At 62.7% G+C, this 15,221-nt stretch carries 15 protein-coding genes; 7 read left to right on the top strand and 8 right to left on the bottom strand.

The features are described from left to right. Positions 1 to 125 precede the first annotated feature (125 nt). The 6 genes from BW979_RS19230 to BW979_RS19205 all read right to left on the bottom strand — a co-directional run bounded on the left by BW979_RS19230 (position 126) and on the right by BW979_RS19205 (position 5,364). Complete coding sequence (locus BW979_RS19230; RefSeq protein WP_047229013.1) at positions 126 to 791, bottom strand: response regulator transcription factor; 666 nt, start codon at positions 789 to 791, stop codon at positions 126 to 128. 55 nt (positions 792 to 846) lie between these two features. Beyond that, on the bottom strand, positions 847 to 1,380 hold the full coding sequence (locus tag BW979_RS19225; RefSeq protein WP_076385173.1) for a PQQ-dependent catabolism-associated CXXCW motif protein: 534 nt from the start codon (positions 1,378 to 1,380) through the stop codon (positions 847 to 849). Between the two features lie 250 nt (positions 1,381 to 1,630). Next, positions 1,631 to 2,422, bottom strand: coding sequence for an ABC transporter permease (locus tag BW979_RS19220; RefSeq protein WP_076385171.1), 792 nt, complete (start codon positions 2,420 to 2,422; stop codon positions 1,631 to 1,633). Continuing rightward, positions 2,419 to 3,147, bottom strand: coding sequence for an ABC transporter ATP-binding protein (locus tag BW979_RS19215; protein WP_076385169.1), 729 nt, complete (start codon positions 3,145 to 3,147; stop codon positions 2,419 to 2,421). The genes BW979_RS19220 and BW979_RS19215 overlap by 4 nt, the downstream gene beginning before the upstream one ends. Then, positions 3,144 to 4,148 (bottom strand): YVTN family beta-propeller repeat protein, encoded by a 1,005-nt coding sequence (locus tag BW979_RS19210; protein WP_047228996.1) that lies wholly within the window; start codon positions 4,146 to 4,148, stop codon positions 3,144 to 3,146. The genes BW979_RS19215 and BW979_RS19210 overlap by 4 nt, the downstream gene beginning before the upstream one ends. Positions 4,149 to 4,179: 31 nt before the next feature. Further along, a complete protein-coding gene (locus BW979_RS19205; protein WP_076385167.1) occupies positions 4,180 to 5,364 on the bottom strand; it encodes an ABC transporter substrate-binding protein in 1,185 nt (394 codons plus the stop codon). Between the two features lie 407 nt (positions 5,365 to 5,771). Between BW979_RS19205 and BW979_RS19195 the strand changes: the two genes are divergently transcribed. Both BW979_RS19195 and BW979_RS19190 read left to right on the top strand, forming a co-directional pair. Next, complete coding sequence (locus BW979_RS19195; RefSeq protein WP_076385163.1) at positions 5,772 to 7,028, top strand: HAMP domain-containing sensor histidine kinase; 1,257 nt, start codon at positions 5,772 to 5,774, stop codon at positions 7,026 to 7,028. Further along, positions 7,028 to 7,666, top strand: coding sequence for a response regulator (locus BW979_RS19190; protein WP_076385161.1), 639 nt, complete (start codon positions 7,028 to 7,030; stop codon positions 7,664 to 7,666). The genes BW979_RS19195 and BW979_RS19190 overlap by 1 nt, the downstream gene beginning before the upstream one ends. A gap of 186 nt (positions 7,667 to 7,852) precedes the next feature. On the opposite strand, the gene BW979_RS19185 is transcribed toward BW979_RS19190, so the two are convergent. Both BW979_RS19185 and exaA read right to left on the bottom strand, forming a co-directional pair. Continuing rightward, entirely contained in the window at positions 7,853 to 8,497 is a 645-nt protein-coding gene (locus tag BW979_RS19185) for a pentapeptide repeat-containing protein (protein WP_076385159.1), read from the bottom strand. A 381-nt stretch (positions 8,498 to 8,878) separates the two neighbouring features. Then, positions 8,879 to 10,735 (bottom strand): quinoprotein ethanol dehydrogenase, encoded by a 1,857-nt coding sequence (gene exaA / locus BW979_RS19175; RefSeq protein WP_047229002.1) that lies wholly within the window; start codon positions 10,733 to 10,735, stop codon positions 8,879 to 8,881. 252 nt (positions 10,736 to 10,987) lie between these two features. On the opposite strand from exaA, the gene pedF reads away from it, so the two are divergent. The 5 genes from pedF (at position 10,988) to BW979_RS19150 (ending at position 15,098) form a co-directional block, all read left to right on the top strand. After that, positions 10,988 to 11,449, top strand: coding sequence for a cytochrome c-550 PedF (pedF, locus tag BW979_RS19170; RefSeq protein ID WP_076385155.1), 462 nt, complete (start codon positions 10,988 to 10,990; stop codon positions 11,447 to 11,449). 5 nt (positions 11,450 to 11,454) lie between these two features. Continuing rightward, complete coding sequence (locus BW979_RS19165; protein ID WP_047229004.1) at positions 11,455 to 12,330, top strand: substrate-binding periplasmic protein; 876 nt, start codon at positions 11,455 to 11,457, stop codon at positions 12,328 to 12,330. Positions 12,331 to 12,340: 10 nt separating this feature from the next. Beyond that, positions 12,341 to 13,096, top strand: a complete 756-nt coding sequence (locus tag BW979_RS19160; RefSeq protein ID WP_047229005.1) for a quinoprotein dehydrogenase-associated SoxYZ-like carrier — start codon at positions 12,341 to 12,343, stop codon at positions 13,094 to 13,096. Positions 13,097 to 13,112: 16 nt separating this feature from the next. Then, positions 13,113 to 14,048, top strand: a complete 936-nt coding sequence (locus BW979_RS19155; RefSeq protein ID WP_076385153.1) for a quinoprotein relay system zinc metallohydrolase 1 — start codon at positions 13,113 to 13,115, stop codon at positions 14,046 to 14,048. Positions 14,049 to 14,225: 177 nt separating this feature from the next. Further along, a complete protein-coding gene (locus BW979_RS19150; protein WP_076385151.1) occupies positions 14,226 to 15,098 on the top strand; it encodes an alpha/beta fold hydrolase in 873 nt (290 codons plus the stop codon). The last annotated feature ends 123 nt before the right edge of the window (positions 15,099 to 15,221 follow it).

The raw sequence follows: 15,221 nt of genomic DNA, 5'->3' as shown, positions 1-15,221 counted from the left end.
TATCCCTGCTGGGCTGTGAAGCAGCCCCCCTGGATCTGCCAGGCAGACCGAGTTCTTAGGTTTTAGGGCCGCTTCGCGCCCCAGCGGGGATAAATCCCCTCGCCACAGGGATGTGTGTCAGCGGTTCAACGGCGCAGATAAGCCCCGAAATCAATATCCCCGGCACTGAGAATCGCCTGCACCCGATTGTGCACATTGAGCTTGCGCAGGATGGCCGAGACGTGAGCCTTGACCGTGGTTTCGGCGATCTCCAGCGTGTAGGCGATCTGTTTGTTCGACTCGCCCTTGGTCATGCGTTCCAGCACCAGCAATTGTTTACGGGTCAGTGCCTGCAGCAGCTCGGGCGCAAAGGCCGGGGTTTCGTTCAGGCGGCGGCCCATTGGGCTTTTCTGCGTGCGGATGATGTCCGGTGGCAGGTACACGTTGCCGTTGAGAATCTGCTCGATGGCGTCGGTCATCTGCGAGCGCGGCGAGGACTTGGTGATGAACCCCACCGCGCCGTAGGTAATGGCTTGCAGCACCACCTGTTTGTCCTGTTCGGCGGAGACGATCACCACGGGGATGGTCGGCGCCTCGTTGCGCAGGTTGATCAGGCCATTGAGGCCGTGCATGCCGGGCATGTTCAGGTCCAGCAGGATCAGGTCGAGGTCGTCGTGCTCGCGGGTCAACGCCAGGGCGCTGTCCAGATCGGCGGTTTCCATCACCTCGCTGCCAGGAAAACCGTCGCTGATGACGTTGTGGATGGCTTCGCGAAACAGTGGGTGATCGTCGGCTATCAGGATCTTATACATGGCCATTCACCTCGTTATTGTCGTGTGGGTGGAGCGGGGCACGCACTCATTGAAATCAGGGAAAGGGTTCGGGCCGGGCCGCTTGCAAGGGCAGGCGGGCCGCCTCCCAGGCGTCGAGGCCGTCGCGGTACCAATACAACTGTTTATAGCCCATGGCGGCGGCGCGTTTTACCGCGTTCCAGCTCAACCAGCAATCAGAGCGGCAATAAAAGACCAGCGGTTGATCCGCTCGCCCGCCCGTGGCTTTTCCCAGGTGATGGTTGAAGTAATCCTGCCAGGTCGGGTCGAGTTCGCCGTCGCCGGTATTGGCCAGCCACAGGCTGCCGGGGAGGTTGGCGTGGGGCTCGTTGTCGATGAAGCGTCCCTGGAGCCAGGGGCGGCGATAGACGTCGATCAGGATCGCAGATGGCGTTTGCCCCATCAGTTGTTGCAGTGCCTGGGTATCGAGTGTCTTTGCGCCATCGACGGTGGCGGGCGTCGGGCTGCGGTACTGGGCAATGCGATAGCCCTGCGCGGAGAACAGCGCAGTGTCAGCCTGGGCGACATTCAGCCACAGGCCCAGCAAGACGATCACCAGCAAACGGGGCATGGGAATTTATCCTTTTTGTTATGCGCCCATTACATGCCAGGGTCGAGGTCTTGTGAATGCGACCATAGACAGGAAAACCGGTACTAAAGTAGTAATTTCGGGCTCAAAGACAAGTGTCAAACCTAGGTCATGCTCTATCCCCTGTGGGAGCGAGCCTGCTCGCGATAGCGGTGGTTCAGTTGGCAGAGACGTGACTGACGCACCGCTATCGCGAGCAGGCTCGCTCCCACAAGGGTTATTCGTCGTGCAATCAGCCTGCTTTGCGCAACGCCGCATGCTGCGGATTGAAGGTCCACACCGCCAGTAGCGCGAACACCAGGGTCAAGCCCGCGCACACCACCATCGCCAGCAGATTGAACCGTTCATACAACGCATAACGCACCAGCTCCACCCCATGGGTGAACGGACTCACCGCGCACAGCCAGTACAGCCAAGGGCTGGCCTCCAGCATTTTCCACAATGGATACAGTGCCGAGGACAGGAAGAACATCGGGAAGATCACGAAATTCATCACCCCGGCAAAGTTCTCCAGTTGCCGGATGGCATTGGACAGCAGCAAGCCCAGGGCGCTGAGCATCAGGGCCACCAGCAGCAGCGCCGGAAACGCCAGCAGCAGGCCCATGGCCGGTGGCTGGATGCCGTACAGCCAGGCAATGGCGAGAAATGCGTAGACCTGCAACAACGAGATCAACGAGGTTGCCAGCAACTTGCTCGCCAGCAGGAAGGCCCGCGGCAGGGGGCTGGTGAGCAGCACGCGCATGCTGCCCATTTCCCGGTCATAGACCATCGACAGCGACCCCTGCATGCCATTGAACAACAGGATCATGCAGGCAAGGCCAGGCACGATGTACACCTCATAAGGGATGTAGGTGTCATAGGGGGCAATGATGGCGATGCCCAGTGCCGCACGAAAGCCGGCGGCGAACACCAGCAGCCACAGCAGCGGCCGCACCAGGGCACTGAGAAAGCGCGTGCGTTGCAGCACGAAACGCAGCCATTCACGCACCACGATGCCGCTGAAGCATTGCCAATACGCGTTCATGGGTGAACTCCCGCTGCGGTCAGGTGGGTGAAGGCCGAACCGAGGGTGCCGCCATGTGCCTGACTGACGGCGTCGGCGCGTGCGCTGGCGACGAGGCGGCCTTGATGCAGGATCAGCAGATCGTCGCTGGGCTGTACTTCGTCCAGCAGGTGCGTGGTCCACAGCACGCTGATGCCCTCGTGGCACAACTGGCGGACGTGTTGGTTCAGGGCCAGCCGGCTGGCCGGGTCAAGGCCAACGCTGGGTTCATCGAGCAGTAACAGGCGCGGTTCATGCAGCAGCGCCCGGGCGATTTCCACCCGGCGACGATGGCCGCCATTCAGGGCACGCACTCGTTCTTGGCGCCGCTCGGTCAACTGCTGGCGGGCCAGTTCCGCGTCGATGCGCACACTGCCCTGGCGCCGCGATAGGCCATGCAGCGCGACGTGGTAACGCAGGTTCTGCTCGACACTCAGGTCCAGGTCCAGGGTGCTCTGTTGGAACACCACGCCCAACTGGCGCAAGGCCGGCCGCGGCGAGGTCTGCAACGAATGGCCGCCGACGCGGACCTCACCACGCTGCACGTCATACAGGCGCGTGAGCAAGGCAATCAGCGTCGATTTGCCGGCGCCATTGGGGCCCAGCAACGCGGCGAAGCGCCCGGCTGCGAGGTTGAAACTCACCTGCCTGAGGGCTTCGCGCGCGCCGTAGGCGAAGCTCAGGTCGCTGACTTCCAGGGCGTTCATGGCGTCACCACTACACCCCAGGGGTAACGCCCCACTTTCACCGACTTGAGCACTTTGCGGCTCTGCACGTCGATCACCGACACATCGCCGCTGACGCCATTGGTTGCCAGCAGTTGGCGTTGATCGGGGGTGAATGCCAGTTGCCAGACGCGCCGCCCCACCAGCAGGTAATCCAGCACTTCGAAGGTCTTGGCATCGATGACGGCGACGTGATTGGCCGGGCCCAGGGCGACGAAGGCGAGTTTGCCGTCGGCGCTGAGCTTGATGCCCACCGGTTGTACCTTGTCGGGGTGAACGCCCTTGATCTGGAACGTCAGCGTCTTGAGCACCTGGCGACTGGCGACATCGAGAATCGTCAGCGTGCCGCCGATTTCCGCCGAGGCCCAGAGCTGCGAACCGTCACGACTGAACTCGACGAAACGCGGCCGTTGGTCCACCAGTGTGTTGTCGGCCAAGGTCTGGGTGCTGGTGTCGATCCAGTGCAGCATGTTGGTGGTTTCACTGGTGTTGACCGCCCATTTGCCATCGGGGCTGACGGCCATGCCTTCGGGCTCGACGCCGACGCCGATCTGTCCCAGCACCTCGGAAGTCTGGGTGTCGATCACGGTCACCAGGGCATCGTCTTCGTTGGACACGTAGAGCCAGCGGTCATTGGGGTGCAAGGCGAACTGTTCCGGGTCCTTGCCGGAGGGCAATTCCTTGATGATCTTGCGGGTGGCGACGTCCATCACCTGGACCCGGTCCGAATCGCTGGCGCAGATGTACAGCAGGCGGTTGTCGTGGGACAGCAACAGGCCTCGGGGGCGTTGGCCCACCGGCAGGGTCTCGATGACCTCCAGGCTCTGCATGTCGATCAGGCTCAGGCTGTTGTCTTTCTCATTGGAAACCCAGGCGATGCTGGCGGCGGCGGGGCCGGCGACCAACAACGCCGCCGCCAGGGTGAGGGTCTGGCAAAGCAGGGCAGGTTGGAACCGGGTCGGGTCAAGCAGGGGGCGGCGCATGGCGGTTTCCTTATTGTTGTTCTTGAAGGGATCAGGGGTAGCGGCAGCTCACTTCGGGCCGGTCGTAGCCCAGGCTGTCCATTTCGTTGGTAGGGTGCAGAAAACCGTCCTGGGGCGAGGTGCTCACCAGCGCCCGCGGCTGAACCAGGGGAATCGGCTGGCGCAGTTGCCCGTTCCACGGCCGGTAACTGAGCTTGCGCCCCTTGAAACCGTCCAGCGGCAATTGCTCGCTCAGCGCCAGTTGGCGGATGGCCAATGGATCGTCCCGGCGCAGTTTGCTCACGGCACTGGCGATGCTGCGCACGGCGATCCAGGCGGCGAAATCACGATCATTCATCCAGCGCCCGGCCAGGGCTTCAAAGCGTTTTTGCAGCTGTGCCGCGCCGTAGGTTTCCACGGTCTTGTGCCAGGCGGTGGGGGTCAGGCCTTGTGTGCCGGCCACCGGACGCGGGTACCAGGTCTGGTAGGGCACGTATTCGCCGAAGTCGCCGCGCTCGTCGGCCACCAGCACCACGTCGTATTCGGCGGTCTGGGTGAACAAAGGCATGTCGGCCTGGGCGCTGCGGCGCTGGTCGTTGTCGAACTGCCAGTCTTTTTGCGCGACGACCTTCATGCCGAAACGCTTCATGGCTCGTCGTAGCGCAGCAGCATAGGCCTGGTCCTCGGCCGTCTGGCCGACGATCAGTAATGCCCGCCGCCATTTGCGTACGACGCTGAACTGCACCAGGGCATCGGCGAGCATCGCCCGGTCGGGCAGGCTGTGGAGCACGTTGCCCAGGCAATCGGTGGTGCGCAGGCTGTCGTCGGCGCTGCCGGCATTGAACAGCAGGCTGTCGGGCAGGGCGGCACTGAGTTGGCGCAGGCTGGCGGATGGCGCGTTGACCACAAACAACCGCAGACCCTGGTCATGCTGCGCTCGGGCGGCCTGGAGCAAGGCTTCGGGGCTGTCGACGCTGGCGCTTTGCAGTTGGTAATCGTGCTTGAGAAAACGCCCGGTGCTGTTGCTGTCGACAATCGCCAACTGCGCCCCGCGCAGCCCGGCATCGGCGGGCTCTTCAATGACGTTGGACAGCAGCGGGCCCGGGTCGGGGCGGTAACCCAGGTAGCCGATGCGCACTTGCAGCGGCGCGCCGTCGCCAGCCTGGGCGGCGACCGGCAACCCGGCGCTGGCCGCTGCGAGCAAAGGGATCAAGGCGTAACTGACGAGCCGGCGCATAACACCTCCATTTGCGGGTAGCGCCAGCATAGGAAGCCTGTGTCCAGGGGGAAATATGCAGAAAGTACCGCCGGGCCAGTACCAAGGTAGTAACCCGCTGTCGACGCCGGGGTTTTAGGATGCCAGTCATCGTCATTCATCAGGAGCGGACAGACCGTGCGGATTCTCAAAGCCCTGCTGCTGCCGTTGTTGCTGATCTTGAGTCTGATTGGCGTGGATCGGTTGTCTGGCAAACCAAAGAGCTGCCGCGAACACAAAACCTGCGAGCACAGAGGTTCCCCTGTGGGAGCGAGCCTGCTCGCGATAGCGGTGGTTCAGTCGACAGCGCTGTTGAATGTGCCGATCTCATCGCGAGCAGGCTCGCTCCCACCGGGGTTCTGTGCCGGCCAGGGAATGGGCCGCTAACCATGTCGGCCCTCTGGCGAATCAACCTCTGGGTGACGGCGTTTTTCGCCGTGGTCACCCTGGCTTGTGCGGTCCTGTTGCTGCATCAAGCCATGGCCGATGTGAAACGCGAGCTGCAATCGGCCGAGTCCGTGGTGCATTACCTGAGTGAAACCGCCGAGCGCAACCCGGCCAGTCTCCAGTCGCGGTTGACCGGCAGTCTGCGTCATGTACGGGTGCACTGGTTGGCGGCGGGGCAGATGCACCCGGTGAACAGCGAGGGCGGGGTGAGCGCCTGGCTTGGTCGCTGGTTACTGGGCGACGCTCCGGCTGCCGAGGTGGTGGATTTGCGCGACGGTCGCCGGGCCTGGATCGCGGTCGATCCTCGGGACGAAATCGAAGAAGTCCTCGATTCCCTGGTGCAACTGCTCGGCGTCTGTGCGCTGGCGCTGTTGGTCAGCCTGCTGGTGATCCGCTGGGCGGTGCGCCGGGGTATGGGATTGCTCGATGAGTTGCTGCAGGCCCTGCGTCAGGTCTGCGCCGGTGATTTGCAGGTGCGGCTGGCCGCTGATGCTATCCCGGAGGCCCGGCAATTGGCGGTGCATTTCAATCGCATGACCGCTGCCCTGACTCAGGCCCAGGCCGATAACACCCGGCTTACTCAAGCCCTGCTGGCTGTGCAGGAGCAGGAACGCACTCAGCTGGCTCGGACCCTGCACGATGACCTGGGCCAATACGTGGCAGGGATCCGCGCCCGGGCATGCTTGCTGCGGCTGGTGATCGATCAGCCGCCGATGCTGGAGCAGACCGTCAGCCAGCTCGAGGGTCATTGCGAGCATCTGCAACAGGGATTCCGTGCGCTGGTGCAAGACCTGTATCCGGTGGTGCTTCAGCACCTGCCGCTGTCCGAGGCCATCGAGCTGCTGGTGGCTCAGTGGCAACAAAACCAGGGCATCGCCTGTCAGCTGCGGATCAACGCGCCGTTGCCGCCGTTGTCGGGCTCGAACAAGACCCACCTGTATCGCCTGTTGCAGGAAGCGCTGACCAATGTCGTCCGGCATGCCGGCGCCACGCAGGTGCGGATTCGCCTGCACCATCGGGCCGGGCGTTTGCGAGTGCTGGTGCGTGACAACGGCCGGGGAGCGACCGGGCCCCATCGAGCGGGCGTTGGCCTGCACTCGATGTCCGAGCGCGCCCGTAGCCTGGGTGGCGAACTGCGCATCATCAGCCAGCCCGGTGCCGGTTGGGCTCTGGCTTTGAATATTCCCCTGGAGGCGTGATGAACATCTTGTTGGTCGACGATCATGCGGTGGTTCGGCAGGGCTATGCCAGCCTATTGCGGGCGCTGATGCCGGAGCTGCACGTGCGCGAAGCCGCCACCGGTGAGGAGGCGTTGAGCCAAGTGCTGGAGCAGGTGCCTCACCTAGTGATCATGGACTTCGGCCTGCCCGGTATCAGCGGGCTGGAAACCACCCGGCGCCTGCGCCAGCGCCTGCCGCAACTGCGGGTGTTGTTCTTCAGCATGCACGATGAACTGCCGTTGGTCCGCCAGGCGCTGGACGCCGGGGCTGCGGGCTACCTGACCAAGAATTCGGCACCCCAGGTGCTGGTGGAGGCCGTGCGCCGGGTGCTGGCCGGCCATGCCTACATCGAACAAGCCCTGGCCACCCAGTTGGCCTGCGCCAGTACCCGGCATAACACCGACCCGCGCTTGCAATGCATGACCCAGCGCGAGCTGGAGATCTTCGTGATGCTCGCCAGGGGCACCCCGGCTCGCACCATTGCCGAACAGTTGTGCATCAGCGCCAAGACCGTGTCCAATCACTTGACGCTGCTCAAGAGCAAGCTGCAGGTCAGTTCCCATGCCGAACTGGTCCACCTGGGGATCGACATGGGCGTGGTGCGGGTGGCGGGGTGAGCCCCTCATTTCCTCGCAATGATGCTCAACTGTGGCGAGGGGATTTATCCCCGTTGGGCTACGCAGCAGCCCCAAACCCTGAAGACTCGGTGTGCCAGGTCTATTGAGCTGGCTGTTTTAGGGCTGCTGCGCAGCCCAGCGGGGATAAATCCCCTCGCCACAAGGCTTTGTATGTATCTGGAGACTTCATTGATCCCAGGACACTGGGCAACCCCTACACCCTTGCATATTCGCATCCTGAAAATTCCCGTAATGCTGGCGTGAACCGCTCATGTTGGCGTCTTCCAGGTTGCTTTCGCCAAGCTTGGCTTCCTGCAGGTTGGCGTCGCGCAGGTCGGCGCCCTTGAGATCTGCCTTGCTCAGCCAGGCCATTTCCAGGTCGGCGGCTTGCAGGTTGGTTTCGTGCATTCGGGCGCCGGACAGCCGGGCGAATTGAAGATACGCGGCGCTCAGGTCGGCTTTCTGGAACTGCGCGCCCTGGGCAAACAGGCCCCAGCCCTGGATAGCCTTGAGCGTGGCCCCACTGAAGTCCGCCAGGCGCAGGTTGCTTTGCTGCAAGCTGGCTCGGGTCAGGTTGGCGCCTTGCAGACGGGCTTTTTCCAGATTGGCCAGGTCCAGCCGCGCATGGCGCAAATCGGCGCCCCGCAGGTCGGCACCGCTGAGGTTCATTTTGCGCAGGTCCTGGTTGGCCAGCCGGGCGCCGCGAAGGTCGGCGCCGGGGCATTGGCTGGACTCGGCGATGATGCAGCCGTTGATGGTCAGGGGCATGTCGGGATCGGCGGCGCTGGCATTTGCGGCGAACACGATCAATAAAACCAGTGGATAGTTCATGGCAGGAACTCGAGTTAACTGTGGGAGCGAGCCTGCTCGCGATTGCGGCGGTACATTCAACATCACTGCCAACTGAACCACCGCCATCGCGAGCAGGCTCGCTCCCACAAGGGATCTTTGCTAGACACAGAATCTGTGTCCAATGAGATCAAGAGTGGGAGCGGGCTTGCTCGCGAAGCCGTCGGCACATTCAACATCACTGCCAACTGAACCACCGCTATCGCGAGCAGGCTCGCTCCCACAAGGGATCTTTGCTGGACACAGAATCTGTGTCCAATGAGATCAAGAGTGGGAGCGGGCTTGCTCGCGAAGCCGTCGGCACATTCAACATCACTGCCAACTGAACCACCGCTATCGCGAGCAGGATCGCTCCCGCAAGGGTTATTGGCGGGCCACCTTGTTATCCCAGCTCGGAATCTTGAACACCCAGAACGACCCGCCCTGGGCCACCGGCTTGGTCAGCTCGGCCATGTCGCCGCCCCACAACGGCACGGCGCCGCCGTAGCCGACGGTCACGCCGATGTACTGTTCGCCGTCCTGTTCCCAGGTGATGGGCGGGGAGACGATGCCGCTGCCGGTCTGGAACTTCCACAGTTCCTGGCCGGTCTTGGCGTCGAAGGCCTTGAAGAAGCCGTCGCCGGTGCCGGTGAACACCAGATTGCCCTTGGTGGCGAGCACCCCGGCCCACAGCGGCAAGGCTTCCTTGTGTTCCCAGACCACCTTGCCGGTGGTGGGGTTCATCGCCCGCAGGCTGCCGACGTGATCGTCATACATGCGCTTGATGCGAAAGCCCATGCCCAGGTAGGCCGAGCCTTTCTTGTAGTTAACCTCTTCGGTCCAGTATTCCTCCTTCCACTGGTTGCCCGGCACGTAGAACAGCCCGGTGTCCTGGCTGTAGGCCATGGGATTCCAGTTCTTGCCACCCAGGAAAGGCGGTGAGACTTCCACCGGTTTGCCTTTGGTTTCACCCGGCAGTGGCTTGGCCGGACGCTGACCTGGATTTTCCACCGGGCGGCCGGTCTTCAGGTCGATGTGGCTGGCCCAGGTGATGTTGTCGACGAAAGGGAAGGCGTTCTGCAGCTTGCCGTTGTTGCGGTCCACGACGTAGAAAAAGCCGTTGCGGTCGGCGTGAGCGGTGGCCTTGACCAGCTTGCCGTCTTTGTCTTTGTAGTCGAACAGCACCAGCTCGTTGTTGCCGGAGAAATCCCAGGCATCGTTGGGCGTGTGCTGATAGAACCACTTCACCTCGCCGGTACTCGGGTCGACGCCCACCTGGCCGGAGGTGTAGAGGCTATCGTAATCCTGCGGGTTGCCATCCTTGGCCGTGCGCGCCCAGGTGTTCCATGGCCCCGGGTTGCCGGCGCCGACGATGATGGTGTTGGTTTCGGGGTCGAAACTGGCGCTCTGCCAAGGTGCGCCGCCGCCGTGGCTCCAGGCCTCGACCTTGCCGGTTTCGGTGGTTTTGTCGTCGGGCCAGGACGGTGCTTTCACATCGCCGGTCGGCGTGCTGTCCTTGCCGTTGAGACGGCCCATGTGGCCTTCGACGAAAGGCCGCATCCAGACTTCTTCACCGGTGTCCGGGTCCCGGGCGAACAGTTGCCCGACCACGCCGAACTCATCCCCGGAACTGCCATGGATCAACAGCACCTTGCCGCTGGTCTTGTCCTTGATCAGTACCGGGGCTCCGGTCATGGTGTAGCCGGCCGCGTGATCGCCGAACTTCTTGTTCCACACCACTTTGCCGGTGTTTTTATTCAGGGCGACCACCCGCGCATCCAGCGTGCCGAAGTAGATCTTGTCGCCGTAAATGGCCGCGCCCCGATTGACCACGTCGCAGCACGGGCGAATGTTGTCCGGCAGCCGATGGCTGTAGGTCCACAGGCGTTTGCCGGTCTTGGCGTCGAGGGCGAATACCCGCGAGTAAGAGCCGGTGACGTACACCACGCCGTCGCTGACGATGGCCTGGGACTCCTGGCCGCGCTGCTTTTCGTCGCCGAATGAATAAGACCAGGCCGGCGTGAGCTTGAACACGTTCTTGTCATTGACCTGGGCCAGCGGGCTCCAGCGCTGGGCGTTGGTGCCCATGCCGTATTGCAATACGTCGCGGGTGGTCAGGTGGTCGTTGGCGATGTCTTCCCAGGTGACTGCGGCGTTCGCCTGCGGAGTCAGGGACAGGCTGCCGGCCAGCAGCAAGGCAACGGTCAGGGAAGAGAGGGCGGGGAGCGTTTTTATTGTCATGGTGGGCATTCCCAGTGAGGTTTTGGCCTGACTAGGTTGGGTCGCGTCAGGGCTCTACCGATACGGAAAAAGTCCCGCCCTTGCCGGGAAGACTTCCCGAACCGGCTGTCTTTGCGAACCGCGCCAGATGACCCGCTACCAAGGAACTAGAGTGCGGCCACCAAAGCAGCATTCGGCTGGGGTGCAGGCGTTCCTAAGATGACGGCACGGCCTCTGTAGAGAGGTCTTGCGTGCAAATTCGAGGGCATAACAATGACAACAAAACGCAACGCCATCATCGCTACCGCATTGCTGATAGGGCTGACCGGCGCAGGCTCCGTGTGGGCCCATGGCAACGTAGTGCCCCAGGCAGTGGAAACCAAAGGGCTGACCCCGATCAAGGACACCGGCCTGCCAACAGATGGCGATGGTTGGCTCGCGCAAAACCCTTACCGCAGTTCTCCCGAGCGAGACAAAGCGGTGGAAATCGGCGCCTCGGCCTACAACCAGAACTGCGCCGCGTGCCACGGCCTGGAAGCCAAGTCCGGCGGGATCGCGCCGGATCTGCGCATGCTGGACGCCGCCGAAGCCGGAGATGAGTGGTTTGTCGAGCGCGTGCGTCACGGCGCGGTGCGCGACGGCCGGGTCTACATGCCGAAAATGGCGGACTACTTAAGCCAGGAAGCCTTGTGGGCGGTGCGCACCTATCTCGACAGCGTGCACGTCGAGGAGTGATCGCCATGCGCCTGTTCGCGTGGATATTCTGCAGCCTGTTGCTGTGTGGCCAGACGGTTCAGGCACAGGTGCGCAACTACGACGAAATGATCGCCGCCGGCGAGCTGAAAGTGGCGGTGTACAAGGATTTTGCCCCCTATAGCTTCGAAGACCACGGCCAGCCTCGGGGCGTGGATGTGGAGCTGGCCCAGGCCCTCGCCAAAGCCCTTGGCGTGCGCCTGCGATTGATCTGGGCGCCGCCCGGCGAAAAGCTCGATGACGACCTGCGCGATTACATCTGGCGCAGCAGCGCCCTGCATGGTCGGCAACTGGCCGACCTGATGATGCGCGTGCCTTACGATCGCGACTACGTGCAAAAGCGCAACGACATCGGTGAACTGGAAAACGCCCAGGTCGCCATGTTCGGGCCTTATCAGCAGGAGTGCTGGCAAGTGGCGTACGACCGCCGCCGGCTTGAAAGTGTAGGCAGTGTCGCGGTATTCCAGCAGCACCCCATTGGCGTTGAAGTCGACAGCGTGCCGTCGTTCTACCTGACCTCGGTGTTCAACGGCATGCTCAGCGCCAGGACCCATCACTTCCCCGGCGTAGGCCAGGCGTTCAAGGCCATGCGGGCCGGGCAGGTCGACGCGGTCATGGCCATGCGCGGGGAGATCGACTGGCAACTGCATGAGGCAGCCGATCCGCAACTGGCATTGGCCGAAAATGCTTACCCGAACATGGGCAAGCAACGGTGGGAAATCGGTATGGCGGTGCATGAGAGCAACCGGCAGCTGGCTTATGCGGTGGAAGAAGCGCTGGAGGGGTTGATCCGCGACGGTAGTCTCAAAACCATCTATGCCCATTACGGCCTGCGTTACGAAGTGCCCGAGATGTATCAATAGGAGCGCAGGGATGAACTGGCGAGCGTGGGGTCTGCTGTTGTGCTGCCTGCCGTTGACGGCGACGGCGCTCGAGACCGGGAAGGACCCGGTGCCCTCGGTGATGTGGGCCTTCTATCACAAACAACTGCTGGCTGAGGCGCCGTTCGTGTTCGATGACCGGGTCCGATTGCTGGCGCCGCCTTTTGCCGAAGACGCGCGCCAGGTGCCATTGCAGATCGATGCCCGCGCATTCACCGGCGACGTGGTGCGCATGCTGGTTTGGGCCGAACTGAACCCGCTGCCCAAGATCGTCGATTTCCAGCCGGGGGAGCGGGTGCTGCCCTGGCTGTCGATCCGCATTCGTATCGAGCAGGCCACGCCGTTGCGCGCTGCCGTGCAGACCCGTGACGGCCTGTGGCACGTCGGCTCGACGTTGATCGACGCAGCCGGTGGCGGCTGCACCGCGCCAAGCGTGGTGCGGACCCAGCCGGGCTGGGAAGAACACTTGGGCGAAGTGCTGGGAGCCCGTTACCCCCGAGGTGAAGACAGCCGCCTGCGCCTGCAAGTCGCCCACCCGATGGACAATGGGCTGGTGAGCGGCATCCCGGAGTTTTACCTCAACCAGGCGCAGTTGCTGGACGCCGACGGCCAGGTGCTGGCGCGCCTGGAGCTGTTCCCGGCCGTCAGCGAAAACCCCAACCTGAGCTTCGACATTCAAGGCCCCGGGCAGACCCGCCTGTTGTTGCGTGACAACAGCGGCAATGAATTCGAGGCAACGGTCCCCTGACCACAAGGAGCGCGCCATGCGTTGGTTGTTGCTGATCTGGCTGGGCCTGTGCCTGCCGACATGGGCCGCAGCGGACTATTCACTCAAGCCCCGGCAGATCGCCGAAGGCACCTGGCTGCTGGAAGGCAGCACGGACAATTTTGCCAAGGCCAACGGCGGCAACATCGTCAACACCGCTTTTATTGTCACCGAGGCCGGCGTGGTGGTCATCGACAGCGGCCCGTCCCGGCGCTACGGGCAGGCCTTGCGCCAGGCGATTGCCGCGATCACCGATAAGCCGGTAGTCCAGGTGTTGCTGACCCATCATCACCCCGACCATGTCTTGGGCAACCAGGCCTTCAGCGACGTCTCCATCGGCGCGCTGGCGGGGACCACGGATCTGTTGCGCCAGCAGGGCGATGCCATGGCCGAGAACATGTACCGGCTGGTCGGTGACTGGATGCGTGGCACCGAAGTGGTATTGCCAAACCAAGTGCTGGTTCCCGGTCCGCTGAAGGTCGGCAACCATTCGTTGCGTCTGCTGGCATTGGCCGGGCACACCGGGGCGGACCTGGCGATCCTCGATGAAACCACCGGCGTGTTGTTTGCCGGCGATCTGGTGTTCTACGAACGCGCCCTGACCACCCCGAACAGCCCCGGTCTGGAGGTCTGGCTCAAGGACCTGGACACCCTGCAAAGCCTGTCGTGGAAGCAGATCGTACCCGGCCATGGTCCAGTGGCGAGCGATGCCCGGCCTTTCTTGCAAATGCGCGACTACCTCAGCTGGCTCGACCAACTGATGCGCGACGGCGCGGCCCGGGGCGATGACATGGCCGAGATGATCCGCAGCCCCATCCCCGAGCGTTTTGCCGGGATCAGCTTGAGTCGGTATGAGCTGATTCGCAGTGTCAGTCATCTTTATCCGCGTTATGAGCGGGTAGGGATGAAGCGAGTAGATGCCAAGATTGAGTAGTCCCGGCAAATCCCCCGGCTAGCGCCAAAAATGAAAAAGGCCGGGCTTGGTCTAAGGTCATTGTTAAGGACACAGCAGGGGTGTGGTGCCTGAAAAAATAGCCGAAGTCGCGGAACCGAAGATGTCATGGCCGCAGAGTGCTTTCTACGCAAGGCAGAACTCTGGAGCAGCGATGAAATGACCATCACAAAAATCCTCCACGACAAAATCCACGCCAATGGCATCGAAATGCACTATCGGTTTACCGGGCAAGGGGCACCGATCGTCCTTCTCCACGGCTGGCCACAACACTCTCTGATGTGGAATCGGGTCATGGCGGAACTCGCCGACCAGTATCTAATCATTGCCCCGGATCTGCGCGGAGCCGGAGGATCGTCGATTACGCCCGGGGGCTACGACAAGCGGACCATGGCGCGCGATCTACGAGCCCTCATCGAGAAGCTCAAACTGGGGCCGGTCTTCCTTGTGGGCTACGATCACGGTGTTGGCGTTGCTTACCAATATGCCGGCGCGCACCCCAACGACGTTCGACGGCTGGCCCTCGCCGAATATGCGCTGCCGGGGTTCGGCTACGAGGCCAAGCTGACGCCGTCTCGAGACTGGGACGTTGCCAGCAGCTGGCAACTCAGCTTCTTCACCCAGCCCGATGTTGCGGAAATGTTCATTCGCGGAAAGGAGCGCGAGCTGCTCTCCTGGTTCTTCTGGAAGATGTCCGCCAACCCTGAGGGCGTGAGCGGCGAGGACTTCGAGGAATATGTCCGGCAGATCATCAAACCAGGCGCGCTGCGAGCGGGCCTCAATTACTACGCTGCGGTCTGGCAGGACATGGACGATCATTCCGAAACCGCTCGGCGGGGCAAACTGCAGATGCCCGTGCTCGGCATTGGTGGTCGATGGGGGTTCGCCGAGAAGACCAGCCTGCTCCTCGAACCGGTGGCGCAGCACCTGAGCGGCACCGTCATTGAAGGTGCCGGACACTGGCCGGCCGACGAACGTCCCGACGAATTCGCCCGAATCCTGCGCGATTTTTTCCAAGCCGACTCGCCCTGAAGCCGGCAAGCCGTTCACGCAAGGCTGGCGCCACCTTATCGGCTTCCTGAGGGAACAGCGTTGTAACGGTCCAATCCCGTCTTCACATGTACCAAGGAACTAGAAAACTCAACACAGCGGGCA

The organism is Pseudomonas sp. A214 (assembly GCF_900156295.1).
GTDB classification, from domain to species: Bacteria; Pseudomonadota; Gammaproteobacteria; order Pseudomonadales; family Pseudomonadaceae; genus Aquipseudomonas; species Aquipseudomonas rhizophila.
Note: the sequence above shows the minus strand (reverse complement) of the source record. Positions and strands in the feature narration are given on the sequence as shown.

Excerpts from the sequence above, each read along its gene's own strand:
- BW979_RS19230 (WP_047229013.1), bottom strand. The coding sequence starts at position 791 with ATGTATAAGATCCTGATAGCCGACGATCACCCACTGTTTCGCGAAGCC.
- BW979_RS19225 (WP_076385173.1), bottom strand. The coding sequence starts at position 1,380 with ATGCCCCGTTTGCTGGTGATCGTCTTGCTGGGCCTGTGGCTGAATGTC.
- BW979_RS19220 (WP_076385171.1), bottom strand. The coding sequence starts at position 2,422 with ATGAACGCGTATTGGCAATGCTTCAGCGGCATCGTGGTGCGTGAATGG.
- BW979_RS19215 (WP_076385169.1), bottom strand. The coding sequence starts at position 3,147 with ATGAACGCCCTGGAAGTCAGCGACCTGAGCTTCGCCTACGGCGCGCGC.
- BW979_RS19210 (WP_047228996.1), bottom strand. The coding sequence starts at position 4,148 with ATGCGCCGCCCCCTGCTTGACCCGACCCGGTTCCAACCTGCCCTGCTT.
- BW979_RS19205 (WP_076385167.1), bottom strand. The coding sequence starts at position 5,364 with ATGCGCCGGCTCGTCAGTTACGCCTTGATCCCTTTGCTCGCAGCGGCC.
- BW979_RS19195 (WP_076385163.1), top strand. The coding sequence starts at position 5,772 with ATGTCGGCCCTCTGGCGAATCAACCTCTGGGTGACGGCGTTTTTCGCC.
- BW979_RS19190 (WP_076385161.1), top strand. The coding sequence starts at position 7,028 with ATGAACATCTTGTTGGTCGACGATCATGCGGTGGTTCGGCAGGGCTAT.
- BW979_RS19185 (WP_076385159.1), bottom strand. The coding sequence starts at position 8,497 with ATGAACTATCCACTGGTTTTATTGATCGTGTTCGCCGCAAATGCCAGC.
- exaA (WP_047229002.1), bottom strand. The coding sequence starts at position 10,735 with ATGACAATAAAAACGCTCCCCGCCCTCTCTTCCCTGACCGTTGCCTTG.
- pedF (WP_076385155.1), top strand. The coding sequence starts at position 10,988 with ATGACAACAAAACGCAACGCCATCATCGCTACCGCATTGCTGATAGGG.
- BW979_RS19165 (WP_047229004.1), top strand. The coding sequence starts at position 11,455 with ATGCGCCTGTTCGCGTGGATATTCTGCAGCCTGTTGCTGTGTGGCCAG.
- BW979_RS19160 (WP_047229005.1), top strand. The coding sequence starts at position 12,341 with ATGAACTGGCGAGCGTGGGGTCTGCTGTTGTGCTGCCTGCCGTTGACG.
- BW979_RS19155 (WP_076385153.1), top strand. The coding sequence starts at position 13,113 with ATGCGTTGGTTGTTGCTGATCTGGCTGGGCCTGTGCCTGCCGACATGG.
- BW979_RS19150 (WP_076385151.1), top strand. The coding sequence starts at position 14,226 with ATGACCATCACAAAAATCCTCCACGACAAAATCCACGCCAATGGCATC.